Genomic DNA, 21,753 nt, shown 5'->3' with positions numbered 1-21,753 from the left:
TGGTCCATGGAAGCTGCAGCGGCTGGTAACGGCCGTGTCGCACTGGTGACGGGCGCGGCGCGGGGCATTGGCCTGGGCATTGCCGCGTGGTTGATCAGCGAAGGCTGGCAGGTGGTGTTGACCGACCTGGACCGCGAGCGCGGCTCCAAGGTGTCCAAGGTGCTAGGTGACAACGCCTGGTTTATCACCATGGACGTGGCCGACGAAAAACAAGTCGCCCAGGGCGTTGCCGAAGTGTTGGGGCAGTTTGGGCGCCTCGACGCGCTGGTGTGCAACGCGGCGGTAGCCGACCCGCGCAATATCACCCTGGAAAGCCTCGACCTGGCGTATTGGAACCGCGTACTGGCGGTGAACCTCAGTGGGCCGATGCTGCTGGCCAAGCACTGCGCGCCGTACCTGCGTGCCCACGGCGGTGCCATCGTCAACCTGGCGTCGACCCGGGCGCGTCAGTCGGAGCCCGACACCGAGGCCTATGCAGCGAGCAAGGGCGGCCTGCTGGCCTTGACGCACGCGTTGGCCATGAGTCTGGGGCCAGAGGTGCGTGTCAACGCTGTGAGCCCTGGCTGGATCGATGCGCGTGATCCGGCGGCGCGGCGTGCCGAGCCTTTGACCGATGCCGACCATGCCCAGCATCCCGCGGGCAGGGTGGGCACGGTTGAGGACGTGGCGGCGATGGTGGCGTGGTTGCTGTCGCGCCAGGCGGGGTTTGTCACCGGGCAAGAGTTCGTGGTGGACGGCGGCATGAGCAAGAAGATGATTTACACCGAGTAGGGCGGGTAGCCGCCTTGAAGCTATTTTGTCTTTTTCAGAAAAACTTCAAGCAGGCTATTGACTTAGGTCTGCTACCTGCGTAAATTTCGCGGCCTCAACGAAGCAAAGGGTGATTAGCTCAGCTGGGAGAGCATCTGCCTTACAAGCAGAGGGTCGGCGGTTCGATCCCGTCATCACCCACCACTTCTTGAGAGTTTTGCCTTAGGGTAAGACGCAACGTTAAGGTTGCACCGACGCGCAGCGGTAGTTCAGTCGGTTAGAATACCGGCCTGTCACGCCGGGGGTCGCGGGTTCGAGTCCCGTCCGCTGCGCCATATTTCCAGGTTCGACATGTCGAGCTTGAGATTGAACAGCCAAGGCTGATCGATCAGATGTTTAAAGACGGTTGAGGGTTTACGCTCAACTGGTCAAGCGATACGCAGCGGTAGTTCAGTCGGTTAGAATACCGGCCTGTCACGCCGGGGGTCGCGGGTTCGAGTCCCGTCCGCTGCGCCATATCTGCATCAAGGCCCACTGAACGCCTTGAAGCACAAAGAAAGCCACTGGCTGACTTTGATCCGATAGCAAAGACCCTGGTCGAGAGACCGGGGTTTTTTGTGTCTGCGATTTGATAATGAGAACTGTGGGAGTCGGCTTGCCGGCGATGACGTCTTCAAGATCGCCATCGCCGGCAAGCCGACTCCTACAGGTTTTAAAATCCTAATTTATCCCGCAAACCGTAATACCACGCGCCTAGCGCTGCGAACGGCGTGCGCAACAGTTGCCCACCTGGGAACGGGTAGTGCGGCAGGTCGGCAAACGCATCAAAACGCTCTGCCTGGCCTCTCAGCGCCTCCGCCAGTACCTTGCCTGCCAAGTGCGTGTACGTCACGCCATGGCCGCTGCAGCCCTGTGAGTAATAGATGTTGTCGCCCAGTCGACCGACCTGCGGCAGGCGCGACAGGGTTAGCAGGAAATTACCGGTCCAGGCGTAATCGATTTTCACATCCTTGAGCTGCGGGAAGGCCTTGAGCATCTTCGGGCGGATGATCGCTTCGATATTGGCTGGGTCACGCGCGCCATACACCACGCCGCCGCCAAAGATCAGGCGCTTGTCGCTGGTGAGGCGATAGTAGTCGAGCAGGTAGTTGCAGTCTTCGACGCAATAATCCTGCGGCAGCAACGTCTTGGGCAGCTCATCGCCCAGCGGTGCTGTGGTGATGACCTGGGTGCCACAAGGCATAGATTTGGCCGCCAGCTCCGGTACCAGGTTGCCCAGGTAGGCGTTGCCCGCGACGATGATGAACTTGGCCCTGACTTTGCCTTCGGCGGTGTGCACCACCGGGTTGGCGCCGCGCTCGATGCGTATGGCGGCCGATTGCTCGTAGATCGTGCCGCCCAGAGACTCCACAGCCGCCGCTTCACCCAGTGCCAGGTTGAGCGGATGAATGTGCCCGCCACTCATGTCCAGCAGGCCGCCGACATAGTTGTCACACGCTACAACTTCACGAATACGGCGTTCATCCAGCAACTCAAGCTGCGTATGGCCGTAGCGTTCCCACAGGCGCTGCTGCGACTCCAGATGGCCCATGTGCTTGCTGTTGAGTGCGGCGAACACGCCGCCGTCCTTCAAGTCGCACTGGATCTGATACTTGGCCACACGCTCACGAATGATTTTGCTGCCCTCAAACGCCATTTGCCCTAGCAACTGTGCCTGCTTTGGGCCAACGCTGCGTTCGATCACATCAATGTCGCGGCTGTAGCTGTTGACGATTTGCCCACCGTTACGGCCTGACGCGCCAAACCCCACCTTGGCGGCTTCCAGCACCGTGACGCGAAAACCGTTCTCCAGCAAAAACAGCGCGCTGGAAAGACCGGTGTAGCCGGCACCGATCACGCACACATCGGTTTCGACTTCACCTTGCAGTACCGGGCGCGGTGGAACCGCATTCGCGGACGCGGCGTAATACGACTGGGGGTAGGGGGTGTTCGCCATCCTGGAACCTCTGTTTTATATTTTTTACGAGTGCCCAGATCCTACCTGAGTTGAAAATTGCCTGCCAGCCACCCGAAAACGACGGGCGTACCCCCGGCAAATAAATAATTCGCATATTCATAGGGTTAGCTGCAAAAAAGATGTTGACACCCCTCCACAATTCCGTAGAATGCCGCCTCACAGCAGGCACGTAGCTCAGTTGGTTAGAGCACCACCTTGACATGGTGGGGGTCGTTGGTTCGAGTCCAATCGCGCCTACCAAACAAAATCCGCTCTGCTGGGCGGTGTGAGGGGGAATCCGAAAGGGTTCCCCTTTTTCTTTGCCTAAGAAAACATTCACAAATTATAGGGTTCATTCACACAAGGCAATGTGAACGTACACCTGTACCTCCCCCTGTTCACACTCAGATTTGTGAACGACTCTACCTAACCCATTGATATACATGGCTCGTTCACTATCTTGTCTAGGTGGTGGTACGTTCGCAAGCTCACTCCCTTGCCCGTTGTTCGTGCCTCACAAGGGCAGGCTGCCTAACCAACTGAGCTACGTGCCTGCTGTGAGGCGGGTACGCCTGTCGGCCACGCTCAACACCCTACACTCTGTGGTGAATCCTGAACGCTCTGTGTGCTGCTGTAGCGCTGGAGGGGCGTCTCTCTAGGGGTGGGGCAGGGGGTGTGGGGTAGGGTGCTTATGTATGCAATGAGGCTTCTGGATTTCTAGCTAAAATTGTCGTGTGATGGCGTAATAAAGCTTCTGCTGTCTCGACAAGGAGTCCGTCATGAGTGTTTTTGCATCGTTGTATCGAGCTTGGCGAGGTAAGGCCTTCGGCAATCAAGTGGCTGACTCACTTGGGATACATCGGAGTCTTTATCATGGTGCAATGGAAGAGGGCGGCTGCGAGTTGCACATGATAAAACTTTACTATTTAAAAGCGGAAGGGTGTTCAATCGAGAAGGTCGGGATACATTCAATTAAGTTTTTGGTTCCAGGCCTCAGTATATTAAGGGCTAGATTCGGACCACAGCCACAGATTGAAAAAGCTTACGGAAAGATAATGGCTTTCGTGGACTCTGAATCTGACCGCAATTTTGATACTTGATTTCCTTCGACTGATGGATTATAAGTTTCCTATGCAAACGGGCTCAGCGGACGCTGAACTGCACGTCTCATTGAGTGAGGCGCCTTAAAGTAAGTAGCGTCATAGCGAACCTTAGATGGTGTAGTGTTGATGTGAACGCAGATAGGACCGAGCCGGTGGTTTGTAAACAGGCCGAGGTGCCACCCTCAGAGGTGGATCGCTTAACCCTTCTGGCGTGGTTAGAAGGGCAGGTGACTGGTAGCTGAACTATCAGGCATAGAGGGCTTAGCCCCTGTGAAGAACGGCCAGTGTGGTAACACATTGAGCACCCCTGAGGGGCATCTAGGAATCACCTAGAGTCTGAGCGTTACGCTCAACCTGCTATATCTACGTCTTGTGTTCACCTTTTAAATTGAACGCTAGTCATATAACCCAATGCGTCCCTCCTTTCTAAATAAATAATTATCCTTATTAGCCTGTCATTTGCCGTTCATTCTTCGAATGTCTGCTGCAAACTCTTCGTCAATCCGTTTGCCAATAGCTACTTCACGCTCAACCTCTAATTTACGTGGGCGTCCTACAGGTCTTGTGCTCCCTGTAACCTTAAGCATCTCTTTAACAGCGCTGATGTTTCCGTTGACTAGCTCTTGTTTCAAGATCTCAATTGATTTGTCATGCCAGTAGATGCGGTGTTCCTCTTTCCAGCCTTGATCATCCGCATAGGTATCCAGGGTGAGCATACTAATCCCTAAGCGCTTAGCTAATACGCAATGGGAGTTTGTCTCAATGTATTCTGTCTTGTCTTCTTGTGTGAATTTCATAGTCTGGCTCTGTGTCGGATCATTATAAATAGGGATAGTGAATAGCTTATGGTGTTAAGCGCTATAGCGGTCATGCTGTAATCTTGCTTGATCTGGATGATTACTAGCTGGGTGTACTGTAGGCAAAGTAGTATGGTTAAGAGGAGTGTCACCGTTTAGTTTGCTCTTGCAATCTCAATCTCTCGTAGGTCTAGCCTTGAGATATAACCTACTGCTTGCAAGGTTAACTTGTTATTGAACGAAATGTTGTACAAGGCTTTGTAGTCTCCACGCTTACTAATGATCTCCCTTGCTAAGCCTCTGCGTATCGTTATGCTATGTATCACTGTAGATCTTAAATCTGGAATTCTTATAATGTCATTGTCTGGCATACTCATGTCCTTGATTGGTTGTTGTCTTAACGTCACTGCGTGACAGAGGCAAGAGCAAGAGCACGCCACGGAGTGGCATACGCATAAAGAAAGATCAAGAGCGATACACTGGTAGGTGCTCTGCTTTTGATTCTTCTTTAATGCGTGCTCTTGTCAGCTTGCTGACGTTGCTCTTGATCTTAAGTGAGTGGAGGAGGTGTCCACTTTTCCTTAGAGAGTTCTAAGAGAAAGTGGACAGGGCTAGCTTCATTCATCAGCCTTCAACCACTTGGATACTATGCTTTTGCTAACACCCATGGTCGCTGCAATGCTTCGCAATGAGAATCCATCAGATGACAAACCTTTTGCTGTGACGATGTTGTGCTTTGTTTTGTCTTTTGCATTGCTAATTGGAGCGTGCCTAGTCAAGTCTTTGAGAATGTAGTGGCACCCTGTCAAGTCGAACGCTAGGTGTCGCCCTGATTCTTCTGTAGGCACGAAGTGAATAGTCGGTCTGTCATTACTGAAAGTCCTGATGCTGCTTCGTGTTGCCGCTTGGAATATGTATTCTCTGTATCGTTCATTGCGTAACGCTTGCTTGCCTACAGAAATATCTACTGCCATCTTTGCTAGCATCTCAGAGTTATTCCGATCATCGACAGGATTAGGATTGCCATGGATCAATGAGAGCGTATGGTGTACGCCTGAGTATCCATTCAATCCCCTTGCATCAAAGGGCATACGTATAACGTTGGGATAGTCTTCAAAGGGGAACTTGCACCAGTCATGTACTTGAGCAAGAAGGGGTTCACCTTGGACGAACTGGATAGCGTCACGTAGCAGAGCATGCCCGTACACTTGTTCATTCCATTCCTCTGCTACATCACCATTGGGGAGCGTCAGTAGCATGGTCTTGCTTACCTTGCTTCCCCCAATCAGTGGGTATATGTAACTTGGGTGCTTGTAGCCTCTGTATTCTGGTGTGAACTTGGAGACTTCAAGAGCGTATCCCTTGGTCAGGGCGTGCTGATAGGCTAACGTACCTGTGACATTGGCACCTAGGATGTGTGTTTCTTGGGCAGCTTCATAGATCCCGCTTAAGTCAAAGTAATCAATCACCCTGATTTGCCACTTCCATCTGCTGTCTTTCTTGTCTACATATTCTTTGATGAATACATCAGCCTTACCCCTGAGAAGGGCGCCAAGACAAGTGCAGATAGTAGACATACCCTTATCGTTTACTACATCAGAGTAGGTGGCTCTGGCCTCCTTCGTCATTCCCTGCTTGATAAACGCTCTGGTGGAGACGCTATCAATTTCAATGAATTTCTCTAGGAAGTTTGTATAAGCGTGGTCGCCAATGTCTTTGGTAAGATTGTTAGCGACTGAGGGTACTTCGTCAATGACCACGATCCAATCTTGGAGGTAGCGAGGATCGAGGTCTAGTAGTGTCTTATGCGTAATGACAAGCACCTTGGGCTCATCTTCAAGCAGCGCGCATTCTACAGTGTCAGTGACGTTCTTATGCGTGTCACTGTTGATTACGCATACGTGATTGATACCTTTTGCTTGGATGCGTTTGACTACATCCTTTGACAGTACCTTGGTAGGCACAGCATACACGTACCGCTTGTAGGGATCAGAGTCTAGCTCTTTGATGAATTGTTCTGTCTTGCCTGTGCCGGGTGTAGCTTCTGCTACGAATACTATCTTGGTCTTACTCTGATTCAATCAGCTTCCCTTCTGCAACTAGGCTATCTACTAGTCTGACAATCTGTCGAGGGTCTGTAAATGTTCCTGTTAGCTCGATAGGGAAGGACTGATAACCTTTGGTGAACAGAACTTGGTACGAGCCAAATTGAGTCATGCCATACTCAACCCCCTTGTGGTCCTTAATGCCTGTGATGAGCCTGTTCTTCTTGGCAATGTCACAGTCCATAGCGCCTAGTGCGGATCGACGCTGCTCCAATACTTTAATTTCTGCTTGTGTAAGATCAATGGCTTTCATAGTTATTCTCCTTGATTGTATTTGTTGCGGATAGCGGCCATCAGTTCTGCTTGCTCTTTCATCGTTGCGCCAGTGAGCATTGACTTAGTAGTGCCAATCACATTGCCGAAGGCGTCACGCTTAACGACACTCTCTGTAGGCTGGCTGCCAAACCCACGATAGGCATTATCCACATCTACCATCTGACGAATGAGTGGGTCTGACTTATACAAGTCGTCTGCCACTTGTTGCTTGGTCGCTTTCCATAGAGCTAGCGCATCCTTGGATGATGCAAGCGGGTTGCCCCTAGGTACAGGTGCTTCTTCGACTAACTCATAGCCATTCTCTAGGAGGTCAGTAAGGACGCCCATCGTAGAGTTGCCGGTCTGGCGGGCCAGTTCTTTCACTTCACTCATTGTAACTGTGTTCATATTAATCCTCAGATTTCGATGATTCGATATTGATAGGGAGAGGTGTACGCTGGTCCAGACTTTCTACGCTCAATCACGCCAGACGTTAGTAAGCCCTTTATGATGTAATCTACGGCTCTGCGTGTGAGTGCTGTTGCGTGTCCAAACTCGCTGATTGAGATAGTAGTCCAGCCATCATCTTTAGCTCCGTTGAGGATCATCAGATAGATCAGCTTGCTTGTAAGTGTTTTAAGGCGCGCATGACGAAGCGCCACAATGTCTTCTAGGGTGGGGTTCATATGGTTCTCAGGTTTAGGTGTTTGCAGGATGGATACAGCATTCTCTAATAATGGAAGGGTTCCATTAGCTACACATGCCTTTCGTTTCCTGGGGTAGGAAATCAAGGTCATCAAGAAAATGTTATATCAACTATATGCTATACTCGTTTTCTGAGGTAAAGGTCTACAAGCATCCTGCAAATTAGTTTCTATCCGTAACTCTGAGTCATCCACATTCCATTACTCGCCCTTTACTTTATCCTTGCTGTAAGCCCTTGTGAGAGCTTACAGGCGGGCATGGCTACATGGATGGCAGTTAGTTGCTTGTCGTCGCTCCTATCGCCTCACAGGGGCTTCAATCAATAAGATGGAGTACATCCTTGGCGTTCAGGTGGGAGTACCTAGCTACTGACCTAGTATCCCTGTGGCCTGACACAATCATTATCTGGGCGTTGTTGAATCCCTTCTTGGCTACGTTGGTAATGCGGGTGTGCCTCAACTGGTGAAGTCTGACGCTATCATCCAGGCCCGCCTTGTTCCTTGCCAATCTAACTGCCTGTGACACTGCATGAGGCGTCACAATAAACAGTCGTCCTCTGTGTGCCCTGTTAGCCTGTGCCAACCGTTGTGCCTCTCTCAGCAGCTCTATGGCTCGCATTGTGAGGGGCACAGACCTAGTGCCGTTCTTACCATCCACGACATCCGCTATACGTTCATCCAGGTGAAGGCATTGGGTTGTGAGCTTGAGTATCTCTGAGCGTCTCATGGCTGTCTCATAGGCCAGCTCCACAATTAGGGCCATGGTGGGGGAGAGCTTGTCGAGCAGCTTACCTAGCTCGCCAGCGCTGATTACCTTGTCACTAGACTTGTCGGGCTTGGGTAGGGCTATGTCACTTACGGGGTTGTGAATATCAATGAGCAGGCCACGCTTGGCGAACCTGAAGAAACGGGACATGAACGCTAGCTGTATGCGACAGGTAGCAGGCTTGACCGTTTGTAGACGCTTCAGCTTGAAGTCGTTGACTAACTGAGGGGTGATGTCATGGATTGACTGGGGGAAGGCAGCAAAGAGTTGATCAACAATCTTGAGAGCGTGGTCATAGCTCCCCTTGCCCTTGAGCATGGTTTCGCAATAGGTCACGCCAAGGGTGTAGAGGGTGTGCGTCTGATGCGTCTTGGTGACAGCCTCTAACTGATCAGCCCATGCTTGGGCCAAGGCTTGAGTGGGGAATGTTTTGGACTGTGGTGGGGTTCCTCTCAATCGAACCTGAGCGTTCCAGTTACCAGAGGGAAGGGAGCGAATGTTAGCCATGGTTGACGCCTCATAATGTGAATGGGCGTTTCCTTAGGGCTATAGGCTACGGGGCCTAGCGCTTAGTAGGGGGGCTCTTGACATGGTGGGGGTCGTTGGTTCGAGTCCAATCGCGCCTACCAAACAAAATCCGCTCTGCTGGGCGGTCTAGAAGGGCTCACCGAAAGGTGGGCCCTTTTTTGTTGTCTGGAACTCAAGCAAAGCTTCGCCAAGCCGCTTTACGGCTCGCTTTAACGCGGGGGATTTGCTCAACAGAACAGCGTAGCCACCGATAACAGGCAGATGATTTGCACCACCATCTGGCAGCGTATCTCACCATTCGTTGTCGCCATATACATTTGTCCGGCGTACATAGTGGCTACCTCATTGTCGGCAATTCTTCATCGGCATTAGTGCCGTGCTCGATGCGCAGAAACGCGCAGTGGCTCTATTGAGTATAGGTCCGTAACAGGATTCGTCACGAATGAGCCGATTTAACGCGATTGAGCACACTGTCCCCGGCCTGCGTCGGCAAGCGATACACGTCAATCAACCCCAGTATCCCAGCCAGCGCCACGCCGACGAACGCCACCCGAAAATCCCCGGCGCTAGCCTGTATCTCATGGCCGTTCATCGCGATGGACGCGCGCAACAACAGCGCCGCAATCGACACGCTCAAGCCCATGACCTGATGGAACGCCATGCTGAACAGCGCCGACGCCTCGCTCGTGCGCGCTTTGGGCTCATCGGCGAAGCCAATCCGGGTCAGTCCTGGGCTCGCACGTTCCAATCACCGTGCCTGCATTGCCGGCGTCGGATTGGGCATACTGGCGGGCAACTGAATTCAACCCAGGGAGCTTGCAATGGAATTGGCAATGGAGGTGTCGTTCGACGTGACGGCAGAGGAGCGTGAGGCCATCCTCAAACCGCTGAGGGCCTATAACCTCAGCCATACCGGCGACATGGCGTTTGAAACGGTCGGGATTTTCTTGCGCGACCCCGCCACCCAGGAAGTGGTCGGTGGCCTCTACGGGAAGATTTCCTACGGGTGGCTGTTCATTGAGCTCTTGAGCATCCCCGACCAGATGCGCACACAAGGTACCGGCACGCGTTTGATGCGCGCCGCTGAAGACCTGGCCCGTCAGCGGGGATGTGTCGGGATCTGGCTGGACACCTTCAGCTTCCAGGCGCCGGGGTTCTATCGAAAGCTGGGCTTCAGCGAGGTTGGCCACATTGCCGATTACCCACCGGGTCACCAACGGTATTTTTTCCAAAAACGCCTGGCCTGAATCCCGTGCGGCGCCAGATCACCTGGCGCCATTCATCCACAAAATTTATTGGTTTGCAGCAACAATTTTTCTTGTTGGACACCTCCCGCCCCCAAGCAGCACAGTTGCCGCCACTGACGCTCGACCTTCAAGGTCAACAATAAAAACCGCGCCGGGCTGCACGCCACTTTCATGCTGTGAACGCTTTGTTCACATCCTGCTGCAATGGCGCCGCAACGCGCATTCAAGGACCTCATCGTCATGCAAACTGTTGTGAACCTATGGCCGTTGATCGGCGTGCTTGTCATCGTGGTTGGCTTCGTCTTGCGCTTCAATCCGCTGCTGGTGGTCACCGCTGCTGCCATCGCCACCGGGCTCGCCGCGCACTTTCCGTTGGAAAAAATCCTCGCCAGCATGGGCGATGGTTTCCTTCAGACTCGTGCCTTGCAACTCATCCTGTTATTGCCCCTGGCGGTCATCGGCCTGCTGGAGCGCCATGGCCTGCGCTTGCATGCGCAGAACTGGATTGCGCGCTTCGAGCGCGCCACGGTCGGGCGTTTGTTAATCATCTACTTGTTTGTGCGCGAGTCCACGGCGGCCATGGGCCTGACCAGCCTGGGCGGACATCCGCAGATGGTACGGCCACTGCTGGCGCCGATGGCCGAAGGTGCGGCAGAAAAACGCTACGGCAAGTTGCCGGACAAGGTGCGCCACAAGGTGCTGGCCATGTGTGCGGCGACCGATAACGTCGGGCTGTTTTTCGGTGAAGACATCTTTGTCGCCTTTGGCGCGATTGCACTGATGCACACCTTCCTGTTGGGCTCGGGAATTGATGTGGAGCCGTTGCACATTGCGGTGTGGGGCATCCCGACGGCGATTTGTGCGTTTATCATCCATGCGATTCGCCTGCATCGATTTGATCGAAGGCTCACCCGTGAGATGACACCTGCTGCCGCCCCAGTGGAGGCTGCGCAATGATCATCTCTATCCAATACCTGTACTGGCTGGCCGGCGTTTTGTTGCTGATTACCGCGGGCATGATTCTGTTCGACCGAACCCATCCAAAACGCTGGTCCACCGCCTTGTTCTGGTTGCTGTTTGCCATCCCGTTCTTGGTCGGTGAGCGCCTGCCATCGGTGGTGATTGGTGCCGGCGTGGTAGTGATGGCATTGATTGCGGGCCTGGGTGGCGTTGGCCGTGGCAAGCACATCGAACTGCATGACAAAGCATCCCGTGCGAGTGCCGCCCGCCTGGGGCACAAATTGTTTATTCCGGCGTTGGCGATTCCCCTGACCACGGTGATTGGCTCGGTGCTGCTCAAGCACACTGAAATTGGCGGCGTGCCGCTGCTGGACCCCAAAAACACGACGTTTGTATCCTTGGGCATCGGTTGCCTGATCGCGCTGGGCCTGGCGTGCTGGCTGACCCGCGACACTCCTGTGCAAGCCTTGCGCGAATCCCGACGTCTGACTGAAGCCCTGGGCTGGGCCATGGTGTTGCCTCAAATGCTGGCAATGCTCGGGTTGTTGTTCAATGAAGCCGGCGTCGGCACGGCTGTCGCCCATGTCACCACCACCTACATCAATCTGGATTTCAAGTTGGTAGCGGTGATGGTTTACGTACTGGGCATGGCGCTGTTCACCGTGATTATGGGTAATGGTTTCGCGGCTTTCCCAGTCATGACCGGCGGAGTCGGTGTGCCGGTACTGGTAGGTATCTATGGGGGTAACCCGGCGGTGATGGCGGCGATCGGCATGTTCTCCGGCTACTGCGGTACGCTGATGACGCCAATGGCCGCCAACTTCAATATCGTCCCGGCGGCGTTGCTGGAGTTGCCGGATAAGAACGCGGTCATCAAGGCTCAACTGCCGACTGCGTTGATGATGCTGGTGGTCAATATTGTCCTGCTCTATCTGTTGATGTGAGGCCAAGATGCAAACTGTGTTGTTGACGGGCTTCGAGCCCTTTGATCAAGACCTGATCAACCCCTCCTGGGAGGCCGCGCGCCAGTTGGATGGCGTGCAATTAGGCGGGGATGTGCAAATTGTTGCGCGTCGACTGCCCTGTGCATTTGCCACGGCGGGAGACTGCCTGACGCAGTTCATCGCCGAATTGCGCCCGGTGATGGTGATTGCCACGGGGCTAGGGCCCGGGCGTGGTGATATTTCGATTGAGCGGGTGGCGATCAACGTGAACGATGCCCGCATCCCCGACAATTTAGGGGCGCAACCTATCGACACAGCGGTGATAGTCGGAGGGCCGGCGGCCTACTTCACTACGTTGCCGATCAAGGCGATGGTCAAGGCGGTGCGCGAGGCAGGCATTGCTGCATCGGTGTCGCAGACGGCCGGGACATTCGTGTGTAATCAGGTGTTTTACCTGTTGCAGCATGCGCTTGCCGGTACGGCTATACGCAGTGGTTTTATCCATGTGCCACCCAGCCCGCCGCAAGAGGTTTCGGCGCAACCTTCGATGGCGCTGGTGACGTTGGTTGAAGGTTTACGTGTTGCGGTACAGGCGGCCTGGGACACGCAGGTCGATATTCTGCAAACCGGTGGGCAGGTCAGCTGACCTGTCGAACTGATCTTAGCTGGCCAACAGTCGGGTCAGGCCAAAGGTAATGGCGCAGGCCAGCCCCGTCATTGCGAACGCAGTGGCCACGTACCATTTGATTAGATTCAGCTCCGTTGTCGCCAGGTCCGCTCGGGTGGCGAAGTGCTTTTCAAACGAGTCTGCTTTGCTTGAAACGGCGAATAGCTTCTCTTTCATGTCAGCCAGCCCCTTCTCCAATAAACCCAAGCGTTTTTCCATACCTGAACCTCCGTCATTGCCTCCGCCGGCTCTACCTTGAGCCGGGATGTTCAGCGCGTTCGTCCCACCGAGTTGATAGTGTTTTCTCTCCAAAGCATTACACCTGTTCAAAATGTGAGATAGCGCTTGGGAAAGAAGAATAGTCGGAGTCGACGCTCATTGTGAGCGACAATTTTTTGCAAAATAACACACGGTTCTGGTCGGGGCTTTCAGGCTTCCCGCCTCGGGAAAAACAACTCAAAACAGGTCGCCCCCGCCTGGCTGGTGACGCTGTAACGACCGTTATGCAATTGCATGATGGTGGCAACAATCGATAACCCCAGCCCATTGGACTGGGCTGAACGTTCCCGTGATTCGTCTACCCGGTAGAATCGCTCAAACAGTCTGGGCAGATGCTCGGCGGGGATGTTTTCGCCCCTGTTGCTGACGCTCAGGCTGATGCCTTCTGCAGTGGGCGTCGCTCGAATGACCAGCTCCGAACCCGGCGCGCCGTATTTGATGGCGTTGGCACACAAGTTTGCCAGCGCCCGGCGCAACAGCATCGGTTCGGCCCAGATCAACCCTTCGCCCTGCGCGAGAATGCTGATACCCACATCGCTCGCCAACCCGTCGAAGTAGTCAGCCATCCGTTGCACTTCATCCGCCGCACTGAGTTCCTGGCGCTGGCGCAGGGCGCTGGCCGGGTCGGTGCGGGCAAGGAACAGCATGTTGTCGAGCATCCGCGCCAATCGTTCGAGCTCTTCGACGTTGGACGCCAGCAGTTGCTGGTAGCTCTCGATAGTGCGGCTCTGCTGCAAGGCGACTTGGGTTTCGCCCAGCAGGTTGTTGATCGGCGTGCGCAGTTCGTGAGCCATGTCGGTGGACACCTGGCCCAGCTGCACAAAACCCTTGGCCAGCCGCTCGAGCATGGTGTTGAACGAGTCGATCATCGGCAGCAGCTCTTTCGGCGCGCCGTGGCTGTCGAGGCGTTCGGCCAGGTTGCCTACGCCGATGCCTTGGGCGTGTGTGGCCAGGCGCCGCAATGGCAGCAGCCCACGGTACACCAGCAGGTAACCGACTAAGGCGAGGATGACCGCTGCGATGCTGGCCAGGACAAACACGCTCAAGCGATAGTTGGCGAGCATCGCGGTGCGTTCGGTCATCAAGCGCCCGGTGGTGACCTGCAGGCTGCCAAGGTCGCCCGAGTCGATGGAGGCGGCCACGGTGGCGAAGGGTACGCCGTTCACGCCGGGTAAATGGTGCACGTCGGAAAAGCCCAGTTCATGGTCTTTTGGCACAGGAGGCACGGACGGCATGTCGATGTTGCCTGGGTTAACCAGCAGCAATGGCTTCTGGCCGGGCGCCGCGATGCTTAGCACCGACTCGCTGTTGCCCAGCATGTTCTGGAACAGCTCCGGCTTGGTCTTGATCAGGTCCAGGGTGTTGCTGTCGTTGAGTAGGTTGCGCAACTGGTCGGCGCGATAGATCAGCGCCGCGTCGTCACGCTTGATCAGTTCACGCTCAAGCTCGCGGTACAGCGCCACGCCCAGGGTGGCCAGCAGGGCGAAGGCGAGCAGGGCGAAGATCAGCGCCAGGCGCAGGGTCAGCGAATAGTGGCGGCGAGTGTTCATGGCTGCGTGTCGAAGCGGTAGCCAATGCCGCGCACGCTGTGGATCAACTTGAGCTGGAACGGGTCATCGATTTTCAGGCGCAGTCGCCGCACGGCGACATCGACCACATTCGTGTCGCTGTCGAAATTCATGTCCCAGACGCGCGAGGCAATCATCGAGCGTGACAGCACTTGGTCTTGATGGGTGGCGAACAGGTGCAGCAGGGCGAACTCCTTATTGGTCAGGGTGATGCGCGTACCTGCGCGGGTGACGCGACGTTTGAGTACGTCGATTTGCAGGTCGGCGATGTGAAGGTGTTCTTCTTCGCGGCTCGGGCCGCGACGGGTCAGGGTGCGCAAGCGCGCGACCAGCTCGGCGAAGGAGAACGGCTTGATCAAGTAATCGTCGGCGCCCAGTTCCAGGCCTTTGATGCGGTCGGCGATGTCGTCACGGGCGGTCAGGAACAGCACCGGCGTGTCGGCTTCTTTGCGCAGGCGGCGCAGCACTTCCCAACCGTCCATTTTTGGCATCATTACATCCAGCACGATCACGTCGAATGGCGTTTCCAGCGCCTGGTGCAACCCGTCCACGCCATCACGGGCAAGGCTCACGGAGTAACCCAGTTCCTGCAGGCCGTTGAGTAAGTAATTGCCGGCCTTGGGTTCGTCTTCGACTACGAGGATGTTCATGGGAAATGCCCTGGTGCTGTGCGTGGCGCAAGTGTAGCCCGATCAATTGTCACTGGCGCAACCGGTGCCCTGTACCTGGTAGTCCAGCACATGTTCACGGCCTTGGTGGTCGAGGTAGTCGAGGCGGGCGGGGACGATGCCGCATTGGCCGTAGGTGTCGGTGCTCGACAGCACTTTATCGACGTCCAGGTGCACGAAAAAACCGGTCTTGTCGTGGATCACGCTCGTGGCAGGGGTTGTGTCGGCGGCAAACGCGGAACCGCTGGCAAGCAAAGCGGCAAAGCCTAAGGTAAACAGTTTCATGGCAGTAGCTCTCTTTAAGGGTTGGCTGCCGGGTCTTGGCAGTGAGTTCACAGTAACCAGGCGCCCCAAACAGCCAACCAACAGGATCATGACAAGTTCGTAATGAAGGGATTTAAGGTTGGCGACCGGACGCTTCGAGGATCAGGTCGGTGATTTCCTTGGCGTGGGACACCAGCGACAGGTGGCTGGACGGCAGCTCGAGGGTGGTGGCGTTCATGCGTTTGGCGAGGAAGCGTTCCAGGTCTGGGCTGATGGTCTGGTCGTTGCTCGACACGGCGTACCAGGACGGCTTGGTGTGCCAGGCGGCGTTGACGGTGCTGCCGCTGAACAACGTCTTGGTGATCGGTTGTTGCACGGCGTACAGCTCCAGCGCCTTGGCGCGCGGCACGTCGGCGGCGAAGTACTTGAGGAAGGCGTCCTGGTTCAGGGTGAGGTAGCCGTTGTGATCCTCCACGCCGGCACGCACTGGCATGGTCGGGTATTGGGCGGAGAGTGCGACGAAGTCTTCGTTGGCGTCCGGCGCGCGGGCGGCGACGTACACCAGTGCGCTGACCTTCGGGTCGACCCCGGCGTCGCTGACCACGGTACCGGCGTAGGAATGGCCGACCAGCACGGTAGGGCCGTCCTGTTGGTCCAGCACGCGGTGGGTGGCGGCGACGTCATCGGCTACCGAGGTCAGCGGGTTTTGTACGGCGGTCACGTGCAGGCCGGCAGCCTGGAGCCGGGTGATCACCTCGGACCAGCTTGAACCGTCAGCCCAGGAGCCGTGGACCAGCACTACGTTGTTGGCTTTGACCGGCGAGACCGTGCTGGCCATGGCGGTACCGGTGCCCAGTATCAACAGGCTGGCGGCGATCAGGCAGAGTTTGCTGGCAGGTTTCATGGCTTGGACCCTTTTCATCAGTGGGAAGCGGCGTCAACCGGTGTAGGTGACTGAGGACTCCACTGTATGAAGTGAGGGTGCTGATAAGACTTACAGCTTCATTACAAGCGTGTAATGGATTGGAATGGGTATTCGTGCTCAGCGTTTACAAGCACGGAGGGGAGCCGTAGATTGCATCGGGGTCAGCATTTGTTACCGATTAAAAGGAAGCCAAGCAGTGTCCAGTCCCGGTCCAGCCGTATTTACCCAACGTTTCCGCGCCTTCCTGTTCGATATGGATGGGACCCTGCTCAACTCTATCGCTGCTGCTGAGCGGGTGTGGAGCATCTGGGCTGAACGCCACGGCCTGGATGTGGTGGCCTTCTTGAGCACTATTCATGGTGCGCGGGCCATCGATACCATTACCCGTCAAGCGCTTCCCGGCGTCGATCCTGAGGCTGAAGCGCAGTGGATCACCGAGGCGGAGTTGAATGATGTCGAGGGTGTTGTTGCGCTTCCCGGCGCCATCGAATTTTTAAACCGTTTGCCCGGCGATCAATGGGCGTTGGTGACCTCTGCGCCCAAGGAGCTGGCCTTACGCAGGCTGCACGCTGCGGGTATTTCCCCGCCGGCGGTGCTGGTCACGGCCGAAGATGTGGGGCGCGGCAAGCCGGACCCGGCCTGCTATGTGCTGGGCGCGCAGCGTCTGGGCGTACCCGTGCAGGACTGCCTGGTGTTCGAGGATGCGCCGGTGGGCATTCGAGCAGGGGAGGCGGCGGGAGCGACGGTAGTGGTGGTGACTTCGACGCACCTGACGCCGATGGTCACACAGCATGCTGCTATTAATGGGTATGAGCAGGTGCAGGTCCTGCGCGATGGTGACGGCATGCTGTGTTTGCAGAACGTCGCGGGCTGAAACGAAAAAGCCGAGCCGTTACCGGTCTTTGCCTTCTTGCGAAGAGGTGTGATCAGGTGAAGTTTGCAGCCGGTTGCTGCGCATTCCCTGGCGCGACATCACCCTCTCCCTGAGGATTTCATTGGCAAGCCGGGCAATCGCTTCGACGCCGTGATAATGCGCGCGCACGATTCCGGTAATCGCAAAATGGTCGGTCTGCGGGCCACTCAGGATGGCCGAGAGTGTGCTGTCGGCGTGGAGCGTACAGGTGATTTTGTCGCTGGGCAGACGGGCTGCCAGTGCAGATTCGATCTCGGATTTGCTGAGGGTATCCATCTGCTTAATGCCTATGACTGATCGTGCAAGCCCAAGCACAGATCTTGCTACGGGGCTGTAAATACCGGCGATTTGATAGCGTGTTACCGCCCATCAGCCTACAGACTTTTGATGTGTGCGGTGATCGGCTCGCTGGCACAATTTGCGTTGGATGGTCACCTGTATTGGCTTTAAACAGAACACAAACAGGTAGCCGCACAAGAACAGTGTCAGGTCCAGCCAGGGGGGAGCGTCACTGGCACTTGTACCTTCAATCTCGTACCTCAAGCCATATTCCAGGCCTGCAAAAACCAGCGCGATCAGCAGTGCGATCATCCAGGAATGGGTGACAAAGTGTTGCATTGAGGTGCGCCTCATCGACGTACTCCTGAGTGCGCTCAGATGTCGGCAGAATGGGTCACAAGATTTGGCTGTGCAGCCCGCCACAAGTTTCAGGAGTGAAGAAGGTTTCATCTTGTACTGACGATGAAGAGACGAGGCTCTGGGCGCAAGAAAGCGCTAAGAGGCCGAAAGGGTCTTCGCCAGCCGTTACAGTGAACGAAAAGGCTGGCTACTGAGGGCGCTTCAAGGCGTCTGGTTTTTGTCCGGTGCAGTCAGGCCGGCCTGGATGCGCTGGTAAATCTCCTCGCGATGCACGGCAACGTCCTTGGGTGCGTTGATGCCGATTCGTACTTGCTGGCCGCTAACGCCCAGGATGGTGATCGTAATGTCATCACCGATGTTTATGCTTTCACCGACTTTGCGGGTGAGTATAAGCATGGACTTCTCCTTGATTACTTTTAAGGACACATGTTTCAGACAGGGCAGGTGTCGGATGTGTGTAGCTTACTGCTAAGCGCTTCCCTGTGACTGCCTCTTTTAGGACGCATAGAGGCGACATTAATTCCCATGCCGGCATCATACAGGTCTGCGATACATCATTCGCATTGTTTAAGCCAACGTTTATGACGGCCAGAATAGACAGTGAATGATAAAGTTGCCTCTTTATCCTTAAAGGAGCAGCGCAGTGCGTAAAGTAGCGATGGCAATGGCGGTGTTGGCATTGGCTGGTTGCGGTGAAGGCAAACCTGTCGAAGCGCCCAAGGCCAAGCCTGCCGTGACTGAAAGCCAGCCACAAAACGGTGCGATTGCCGCTCAGGAATGGGACGTTTGGGTCGGGCCGCCGGACCACAAGCTGCAGGCACTCACTGACCTGACCGCCTGGTTGCTGGAACATGGGTTCAATTTTTACATCGTGAAGGTAGACGGCAAGGATGAGGTATTGCTGGGGCCGTTCGCCAGCAAGGCCGAGGCCGAAGCCAAGCAGGCGTTATTGACCGAAAAGCTGGCCCGCGCCAAGAAAAACGACACCGAGTCGCAGGTTATCGAGCACAAGACTGCGCAGTAACGTAGGGGCTGGCCATTGTAGGAGCGAGCTTGCTCGCGAAAAGCTCAAAGCCGCCGCGTTTATCCAAGATACGCGCGTTATCGTTGACGTCTTTCGCGCGCAAGCTCGCACCTACACGCCGCAGGCCTTCAGGTTCACTGCGCCGACAAACTCATTGCCACGCCCCATTACACAAGCCACCGTTTGGTTGCGCTGGCGTTCCCAGGCTTGCACCGGGTAAGTCTTGTTCCAAGCCTCGTACAGTTGGCGATCCTGTTTGGACAGGCGCAGGCCGTATTGTTTGCTCATGTAGAAATACGTTCGGGCAATCATCCCGCGAATGGATGGGCGCGGCATGACCTTCTTGGCCTTGAAGTCCACCTGGGTCAGGCATGAGCCGTACTGACCGCGTTGAACCGGCAGCCAGCCAAAACTGAAGTTGTTACGGTCGCCATTAACCTCACCGATGCTCGGCACCAAGTTGTGCAAGTCCGCTTCGGCGCGCTTGAACACGTCATCAACGCGCGTACAGTTTTTGCGCCCACCGTTCTGCCAGCACTGGCGCTGGTGCCCGATCTGCCAGGCCGGGACGATATGCTCCCATTCGATACGTGCGGCGCGGTTGGCATTTTTGCGTGGGATGTAACCGCAGGCTTTCAAATTCACCCGGTTGCCGGTGTATTTGCAGCCGCAGTAAAACTCCGTGGATTGTGGGGCGTAGAGCTTCCAGGCGACTTTCTTGGCTTCGCTGAAGGTTCGAGGCGCCTGGGCGTTGGCGCTGATGGCAAAAAACAAACAAAACAAAGCAGTCAAGCGGGCACTCATTGAATCAATCTTCCTTCGGCACAACCCAGAAAATCTGCACGCCGCCGTCGTCCCGATAGGCGAGGGTGACGTTGTCGTTCTCTGCAATTTCTTCCAGCAAGCGCGCCCATTCCTCTTCCGGTTCCTCCGGCAAACGGAAGATCAACGCTGCCTTGGCTTTCTGGGCATTGGTCGAATTGATGATTTTTTGCACGCGAACGGCCAGGCTTGCGTAGGCATCAGGTGGGGTTGGTGCTGCGGAAGAGGACTTTGCCACGGAGCATTCCTTAGTTTGCTGTATGTGTATACAGTATTTAACTATGAGGAATTTCGCAACTGCTTAAAATTCAAGACATTCGAGGGCGGCTGTAGCGGGGCGGTGTGGGGAGATAGAGGCGAGTAAACTCGCCCCTACAGGTGTCACCAGGAATCAATATTCCCAGAACATCCGTTGCAGCTCTTTGCTGTCCTGGGTCTTGGTCAGGGCAACCATCGCCAGAATCCGCGCTTTCTGCGGGTTCAAGTCATGGGCAGCCACCCAGTCGTACTTGTCGTCAGGCTGTTCGGCATTGCGCAGTACGAAACCGCCGGCATTCACGTGGGAAGAGCGAATGATCTGCACGCCTTGCTTGCGCAGTTCCTGCAGGGCAGGCACTACCTTGGAAGACACCGAACCGTTGCCGGTACCCGCATGGATGATGGCTTTGGCGCCGGCCTGGGCCAGGGCCTTGACGGCGGTGTCGCTCACGTTGCCGTAACCGTAGGCGATTTCCACGTCCGGCAGGCTCTTGATGGTCTTGATGTCGAATTCAGAATCCATGGTGTGGCGCTTGGCAGGCAGGCGGAACCAGTAGGATTTGCCTTCAACCACCATGCCCAGTGGGCCCCATGGGCTCTTGAACGCTTCGGTCTTGATGTTGATCATCTTGCTGACGTCGCGACCCGATTGGATCTCGTCGTTCATGGTGACTAGCACGCCCTTGCCGCGTGCATCTTTGCTGCTGGCCACGGCCACGGCGTTGTACAGGTTGAGCATGCCGTCTGCCGACATCGCGGTGCCTGGGCGCATCGAGCCGACTACCACGATTGGCTTGTCGGTTTTTTCCACCAAGTTCAGGAAGTAGGCGGTTTCTTCCAGGGTGTCGGTACCGTGGGTGATGACGATGCCGTCCACGTCCTTGTTGTCGACCAGTTCAGCAACACGGCGACCCAGTTGCAGCAGGTTTTCATTGTTGATGCTTTCGGAAGCAATTTGCATCACTTGCTCGCCGCGCACATTGGCGATCTGGCTAAGCTCAGGAACACCGGCGATCAACTGCTCGATGCCGACTTTGGCCGCCTGGTAGGTAGCGCTGTTGGCGGCGCTGGCGCCGGCCCCGGCAATTGTGCCGCCGGTGGCGAGAATCACCACATTGGACAGTTTGGTCTTGGTTTCAACGTCCTTTGCCTGGGCGGCAACGGGGAACAGCAGCAGGAGGGCGAGGGCGCCCGGAACAAAGGTCTTCAGTGCAGATTTCATTATTTTTCTCTCTGGCTTTTGATGAGTGCTGTAGCCGGTTCATCTAGAACACCCGGGCAGTTCTGAACGCCGCCGAGGTGCTGAGAAAGAGCAGGATTTGTACCAAGCCGATTGTGTCTGTAAATATAATTTAACGTGTTGATTTAAAACAATTTATGTTGATTTTTCAGATTGATCGGAAAGACGCCTGTCCGGCTTTCCGAACGACAAGACAGTATTACGTTCGGTTGTCCGAAAACCACGATGGAATATCGACAGGTTGTGTATGACCTGGGTGTCACGGCCTGTCGCTTTAGAGAACGACTGGGGGAGGGCGATGTTTAATCAGATCAATGGTAGGGCGTAGGTG

27 protein-coding genes and 4 tRNA genes are annotated in these 21,753 nt (G+C 55.5%); 12 read left to right on the top strand and 19 right to left on the bottom strand.

Annotation, left to right across the window (positions count from 1 at the left end):
- Nucleotides 1–6: 6 nt before the first annotated feature.
- From ACI77I_RS14960 to ACI77I_RS14945, 4 genes are all read left to right on the top strand, one after another.
- The gene (locus ACI77I_RS14960) at nt 7–771 is read left to right on the top strand and encodes an SDR family oxidoreductase (protein WP_242151246.1); all 765 of its coding nucleotides are present in this window, start codon (nt 7–9) and stop codon (nt 769–771) included.
- Nucleotides 772–878: 107 nt separating this feature from the next.
- Nucleotides 879–954 (top strand) — tRNA-Val (locus tag ACI77I_RS14955).
- A 54-nt stretch (nt 955–1,008) separates the two neighbouring features.
- Nucleotides 1,009–1,085 (top strand) — tRNA-Asp (locus ACI77I_RS14950).
- A 104-nt stretch (nt 1,086–1,189) separates the two neighbouring features.
- Nucleotides 1,190–1,266, top strand: a tRNA-Asp gene (locus ACI77I_RS14945).
- Nucleotides 1,267–1,462: 196 nt separating this feature from the next.
- Here ACI77I_RS14945 and ACI77I_RS14940 read toward each other — a convergent pair.
- The gene (locus ACI77I_RS14940) at nt 1,463–2,746 is read right to left on the bottom strand and encodes an NAD(P)/FAD-dependent oxidoreductase (RefSeq protein WP_406997849.1); all 1,284 of its coding nucleotides are present in this window, start codon (nt 2,744–2,746) and stop codon (nt 1,463–1,465) included.
- A 184-nt stretch (nt 2,747–2,930) separates the two neighbouring features.
- Between ACI77I_RS14940 and ACI77I_RS14935 the strand changes: the two genes are divergently transcribed.
- Nucleotides 2,931–3,007, top strand: a tRNA-Val gene (locus ACI77I_RS14935).
- 518 nt (nt 3,008–3,525) lie between these two features.
- Nucleotides 3,526–3,846: a hypothetical protein gene (locus ACI77I_RS14930; protein WP_406997848.1), complete on the top strand. Its 321-nt coding sequence runs from the start codon at nt 3,526–3,528 to the stop codon at nt 3,844–3,846.
- A 458-nt stretch (nt 3,847–4,304) separates the two neighbouring features.
- Here ACI77I_RS14930 and ACI77I_RS14925 read toward each other — a convergent pair whose 3' ends face one another.
- The 7 genes from ACI77I_RS14925 to ACI77I_RS14895 form a co-directional block, all read right to left on the bottom strand.
- Nucleotides 4,305–4,646, bottom strand: coding sequence for a hypothetical protein (locus ACI77I_RS14925; protein WP_406997846.1), 342 nt, complete (start codon nt 4,644–4,646; stop codon nt 4,305–4,307).
- A gap of 617 nt (nt 4,647–5,263) precedes the next feature.
- Nucleotides 5,264–6,727, bottom strand: a complete 1,464-nt coding sequence (locus ACI77I_RS14920; RefSeq protein WP_406997845.1) for a DEAD/DEAH box helicase family protein — start codon at nt 6,725–6,727, stop codon at nt 5,264–5,266.
- Nucleotides 6,714–7,004: a hypothetical protein gene (locus ACI77I_RS14915; protein ID WP_406997844.1), complete on the bottom strand. Its 291-nt coding sequence runs from the start codon at nt 7,002–7,004 to the stop codon at nt 6,714–6,716. The genes ACI77I_RS14920 and ACI77I_RS14915 overlap by 14 nt, the downstream gene beginning before the upstream one ends.
- Before the next feature lie 2 nt (nt 7,005–7,006).
- Nucleotides 7,007–7,414 carry a hypothetical protein gene (locus ACI77I_RS14910; RefSeq protein WP_406997843.1) on the bottom strand — a complete coding sequence of 136 codons (408 nt, stop codon included), beginning with the start codon at nt 7,412–7,414 and terminating at the stop codon, nt 7,007–7,009.
- A gap of 8 nt (nt 7,415–7,422) precedes the next feature.
- Nucleotides 7,423–7,803 carry a hypothetical protein gene (locus ACI77I_RS14905; RefSeq protein ID WP_406997842.1) on the bottom strand — a complete coding sequence of 127 codons (381 nt, stop codon included), beginning with the start codon at nt 7,801–7,803 and terminating at the stop codon, nt 7,423–7,425.
- Nucleotides 7,804–8,026: 223 nt separating this feature from the next.
- Nucleotides 8,027–8,983 (bottom strand): tyrosine-type recombinase/integrase, encoded by a 957-nt coding sequence (locus ACI77I_RS14900; RefSeq protein ID WP_406997841.1) that lies wholly within the window; start codon nt 8,981–8,983, stop codon nt 8,027–8,029.
- 457 nt (nt 8,984–9,440) lie between these two features.
- Nucleotides 9,441–9,752 carry a hypothetical protein gene (locus ACI77I_RS14895; RefSeq protein WP_406997840.1) on the bottom strand — a complete coding sequence of 104 codons (312 nt, stop codon included), beginning with the start codon at nt 9,750–9,752 and terminating at the stop codon, nt 9,441–9,443.
- A gap of 73 nt (nt 9,753–9,825) precedes the next feature.
- Here ACI77I_RS14895 and ACI77I_RS14890 point away from each other — a divergent pair, with 73 nt between their 5' ends.
- The 4 genes from ACI77I_RS14890 to pcp all read left to right on the top strand — a co-directional run bounded on the left by ACI77I_RS14890 (nt 9,826) and on the right by pcp (nt 12,801).
- Nucleotides 9,826–10,251 (top strand): GNAT family N-acetyltransferase, encoded by a 426-nt coding sequence (locus ACI77I_RS14890; protein ID WP_406997839.1) that lies wholly within the window; start codon nt 9,826–9,828, stop codon nt 10,249–10,251.
- Nucleotides 10,252–10,491: 240 nt separating this feature from the next.
- The gene (locus ACI77I_RS14885) at nt 10,492–11,208 is read left to right on the top strand and encodes a DUF969 domain-containing protein (RefSeq protein WP_406997838.1); all 717 of its coding nucleotides are present in this window, start codon (nt 10,492–10,494) and stop codon (nt 11,206–11,208) included.
- Nucleotides 11,205–12,155 carry a DUF979 domain-containing protein gene (locus ACI77I_RS14880; protein WP_094952253.1) on the top strand — a complete coding sequence of 317 codons (951 nt, stop codon included), beginning with the start codon at nt 11,205–11,207 and terminating at the stop codon, nt 12,153–12,155. Before ACI77I_RS14885 ends, ACI77I_RS14880 begins: the two co-directional genes overlap by 4 nt.
- Nucleotides 12,156–12,162: 7 nt before the next feature.
- Nucleotides 12,163–12,801, top strand: coding sequence for a pyroglutamyl-peptidase I (gene pcp / locus ACI77I_RS14875; RefSeq protein ID WP_094952252.1), 639 nt, complete (start codon nt 12,163–12,165; stop codon nt 12,799–12,801).
- Nucleotides 12,802–12,816: 15 nt separating this feature from the next.
- Here the strand turns inward: pcp and ACI77I_RS14870 are convergent, their stop codons facing one another.
- The 5 genes from ACI77I_RS14870 to ACI77I_RS14850 all read right to left on the bottom strand — a co-directional run bounded on the left by ACI77I_RS14870 (nt 12,817) and on the right by ACI77I_RS14850 (nt 16,505).
- Nucleotides 12,817–13,041, bottom strand: a complete 225-nt coding sequence (locus ACI77I_RS14870) for a hypothetical protein (RefSeq protein ID WP_094952251.1) — start codon at nt 13,039–13,041, stop codon at nt 12,817–12,819.
- A gap of 209 nt (nt 13,042–13,250) precedes the next feature.
- Nucleotides 13,251–14,651 (bottom strand): heavy metal sensor histidine kinase, encoded by a 1,401-nt coding sequence (locus ACI77I_RS14865; RefSeq protein WP_406997837.1) that lies wholly within the window; start codon nt 14,649–14,651, stop codon nt 13,251–13,253.
- The gene (locus tag ACI77I_RS14860; RefSeq protein ID WP_094952249.1) at nt 14,648–15,319 is read right to left on the bottom strand and encodes a heavy metal response regulator transcription factor; all 672 of its coding nucleotides are present in this window, start codon (nt 15,317–15,319) and stop codon (nt 14,648–14,650) included. The genes ACI77I_RS14865 and ACI77I_RS14860 overlap by 4 nt, the downstream gene beginning before the upstream one ends.
- 42 nt (nt 15,320–15,361) lie before the next feature.
- On the bottom strand, nt 15,362–15,622 hold the full coding sequence (locus ACI77I_RS14855) for a DUF2790 domain-containing protein (protein WP_094952248.1): 261 nt from the start codon (nt 15,620–15,622) through the stop codon (nt 15,362–15,364).
- A 112-nt stretch (nt 15,623–15,734) separates the two neighbouring features.
- A complete protein-coding gene (locus ACI77I_RS14850) occupies nt 15,735–16,505 on the bottom strand; it encodes an alpha/beta fold hydrolase (protein ID WP_406997836.1) in 771 nt (256 codons plus the stop codon).
- 217 nt (nt 16,506–16,722) lie between these two features.
- On the opposite strand from ACI77I_RS14850, the gene ACI77I_RS14845 reads away from it, so the two are divergent.
- Nucleotides 16,723–17,400 carry an HAD family hydrolase gene (locus ACI77I_RS14845; RefSeq protein WP_242151082.1) on the top strand — a complete coding sequence of 226 codons (678 nt, stop codon included), beginning with the start codon at nt 16,723–16,725 and terminating at the stop codon, nt 17,398–17,400.
- Between the two features lie 18 nt (nt 17,401–17,418).
- Here ACI77I_RS14845 and ACI77I_RS14840 read toward each other — a convergent pair whose 3' ends face one another.
- The 3 genes from ACI77I_RS14840 to csrA form a co-directional block, all read right to left on the bottom strand.
- Nucleotides 17,419–17,715 (bottom strand): hypothetical protein, encoded by a 297-nt coding sequence (locus ACI77I_RS14840; RefSeq protein WP_406997835.1) that lies wholly within the window; start codon nt 17,713–17,715, stop codon nt 17,419–17,421.
- Nucleotides 17,716–17,808: 93 nt separating this feature from the next.
- Nucleotides 17,809–18,072 carry a hypothetical protein gene (locus ACI77I_RS14835; protein WP_094952244.1) on the bottom strand — a complete coding sequence of 88 codons (264 nt, stop codon included), beginning with the start codon at nt 18,070–18,072 and terminating at the stop codon, nt 17,809–17,811.
- Between the two features lie 207 nt (nt 18,073–18,279).
- The gene (csrA, locus tag ACI77I_RS14830; protein ID WP_003192511.1) at nt 18,280–18,474 is read right to left on the bottom strand and encodes a carbon storage regulator CsrA; all 195 of its coding nucleotides are present in this window, start codon (nt 18,472–18,474) and stop codon (nt 18,280–18,282) included.
- Nucleotides 18,475–18,736: 262 nt separating this feature from the next.
- On the opposite strand from csrA, the gene ACI77I_RS14825 reads away from it, so the two are divergent.
- A complete protein-coding gene (locus ACI77I_RS14825; RefSeq protein WP_263275124.1) occupies nt 18,737–19,102 on the top strand; it encodes an SPOR domain-containing protein in 366 nt (121 codons plus the stop codon).
- 111 nt (nt 19,103–19,213) lie between these two features.
- Here ACI77I_RS14825 and ACI77I_RS14820 read toward each other — a convergent pair whose 3' ends face one another.
- The 3 genes from ACI77I_RS14820 to ACI77I_RS14810 all read right to left on the bottom strand — a co-directional run bounded on the left by ACI77I_RS14820 (nt 19,214) and on the right by ACI77I_RS14810 (nt 21,404).
- Entirely contained in the window at nt 19,214–19,906 is a 693-nt protein-coding gene (locus ACI77I_RS14820; RefSeq protein WP_094952242.1) for an endonuclease, read from the bottom strand.
- A 4-nt stretch (nt 19,907–19,910) separates the two neighbouring features.
- Nucleotides 19,911–20,162 (bottom strand): DUF1654 domain-containing protein, encoded by a 252-nt coding sequence (locus ACI77I_RS14815; protein ID WP_094952241.1) that lies wholly within the window; start codon nt 20,160–20,162, stop codon nt 19,911–19,913.
- 153 nt (nt 20,163–20,315) lie between these two features.
- On the bottom strand, nt 20,316–21,404 hold the full coding sequence (locus ACI77I_RS14810; RefSeq protein WP_406997834.1) for an asparaginase: 1,089 nt from the start codon (nt 21,402–21,404) through the stop codon (nt 20,316–20,318).
- Nucleotides 21,405–21,753: the final 349 nt, after the last annotated feature.

Origin of the sequence: Pseudomonas sp. D47, assembly GCF_045447305.1 — a bacterium.
In the GTDB taxonomy this organism is placed as follows: Bacteria; Pseudomonadota; Gammaproteobacteria; order Pseudomonadales; family Pseudomonadaceae; genus Aquipseudomonas.
Note: the sequence above shows the minus strand (reverse complement) of the source record. Positions and strands in the feature narration are given on the sequence as shown.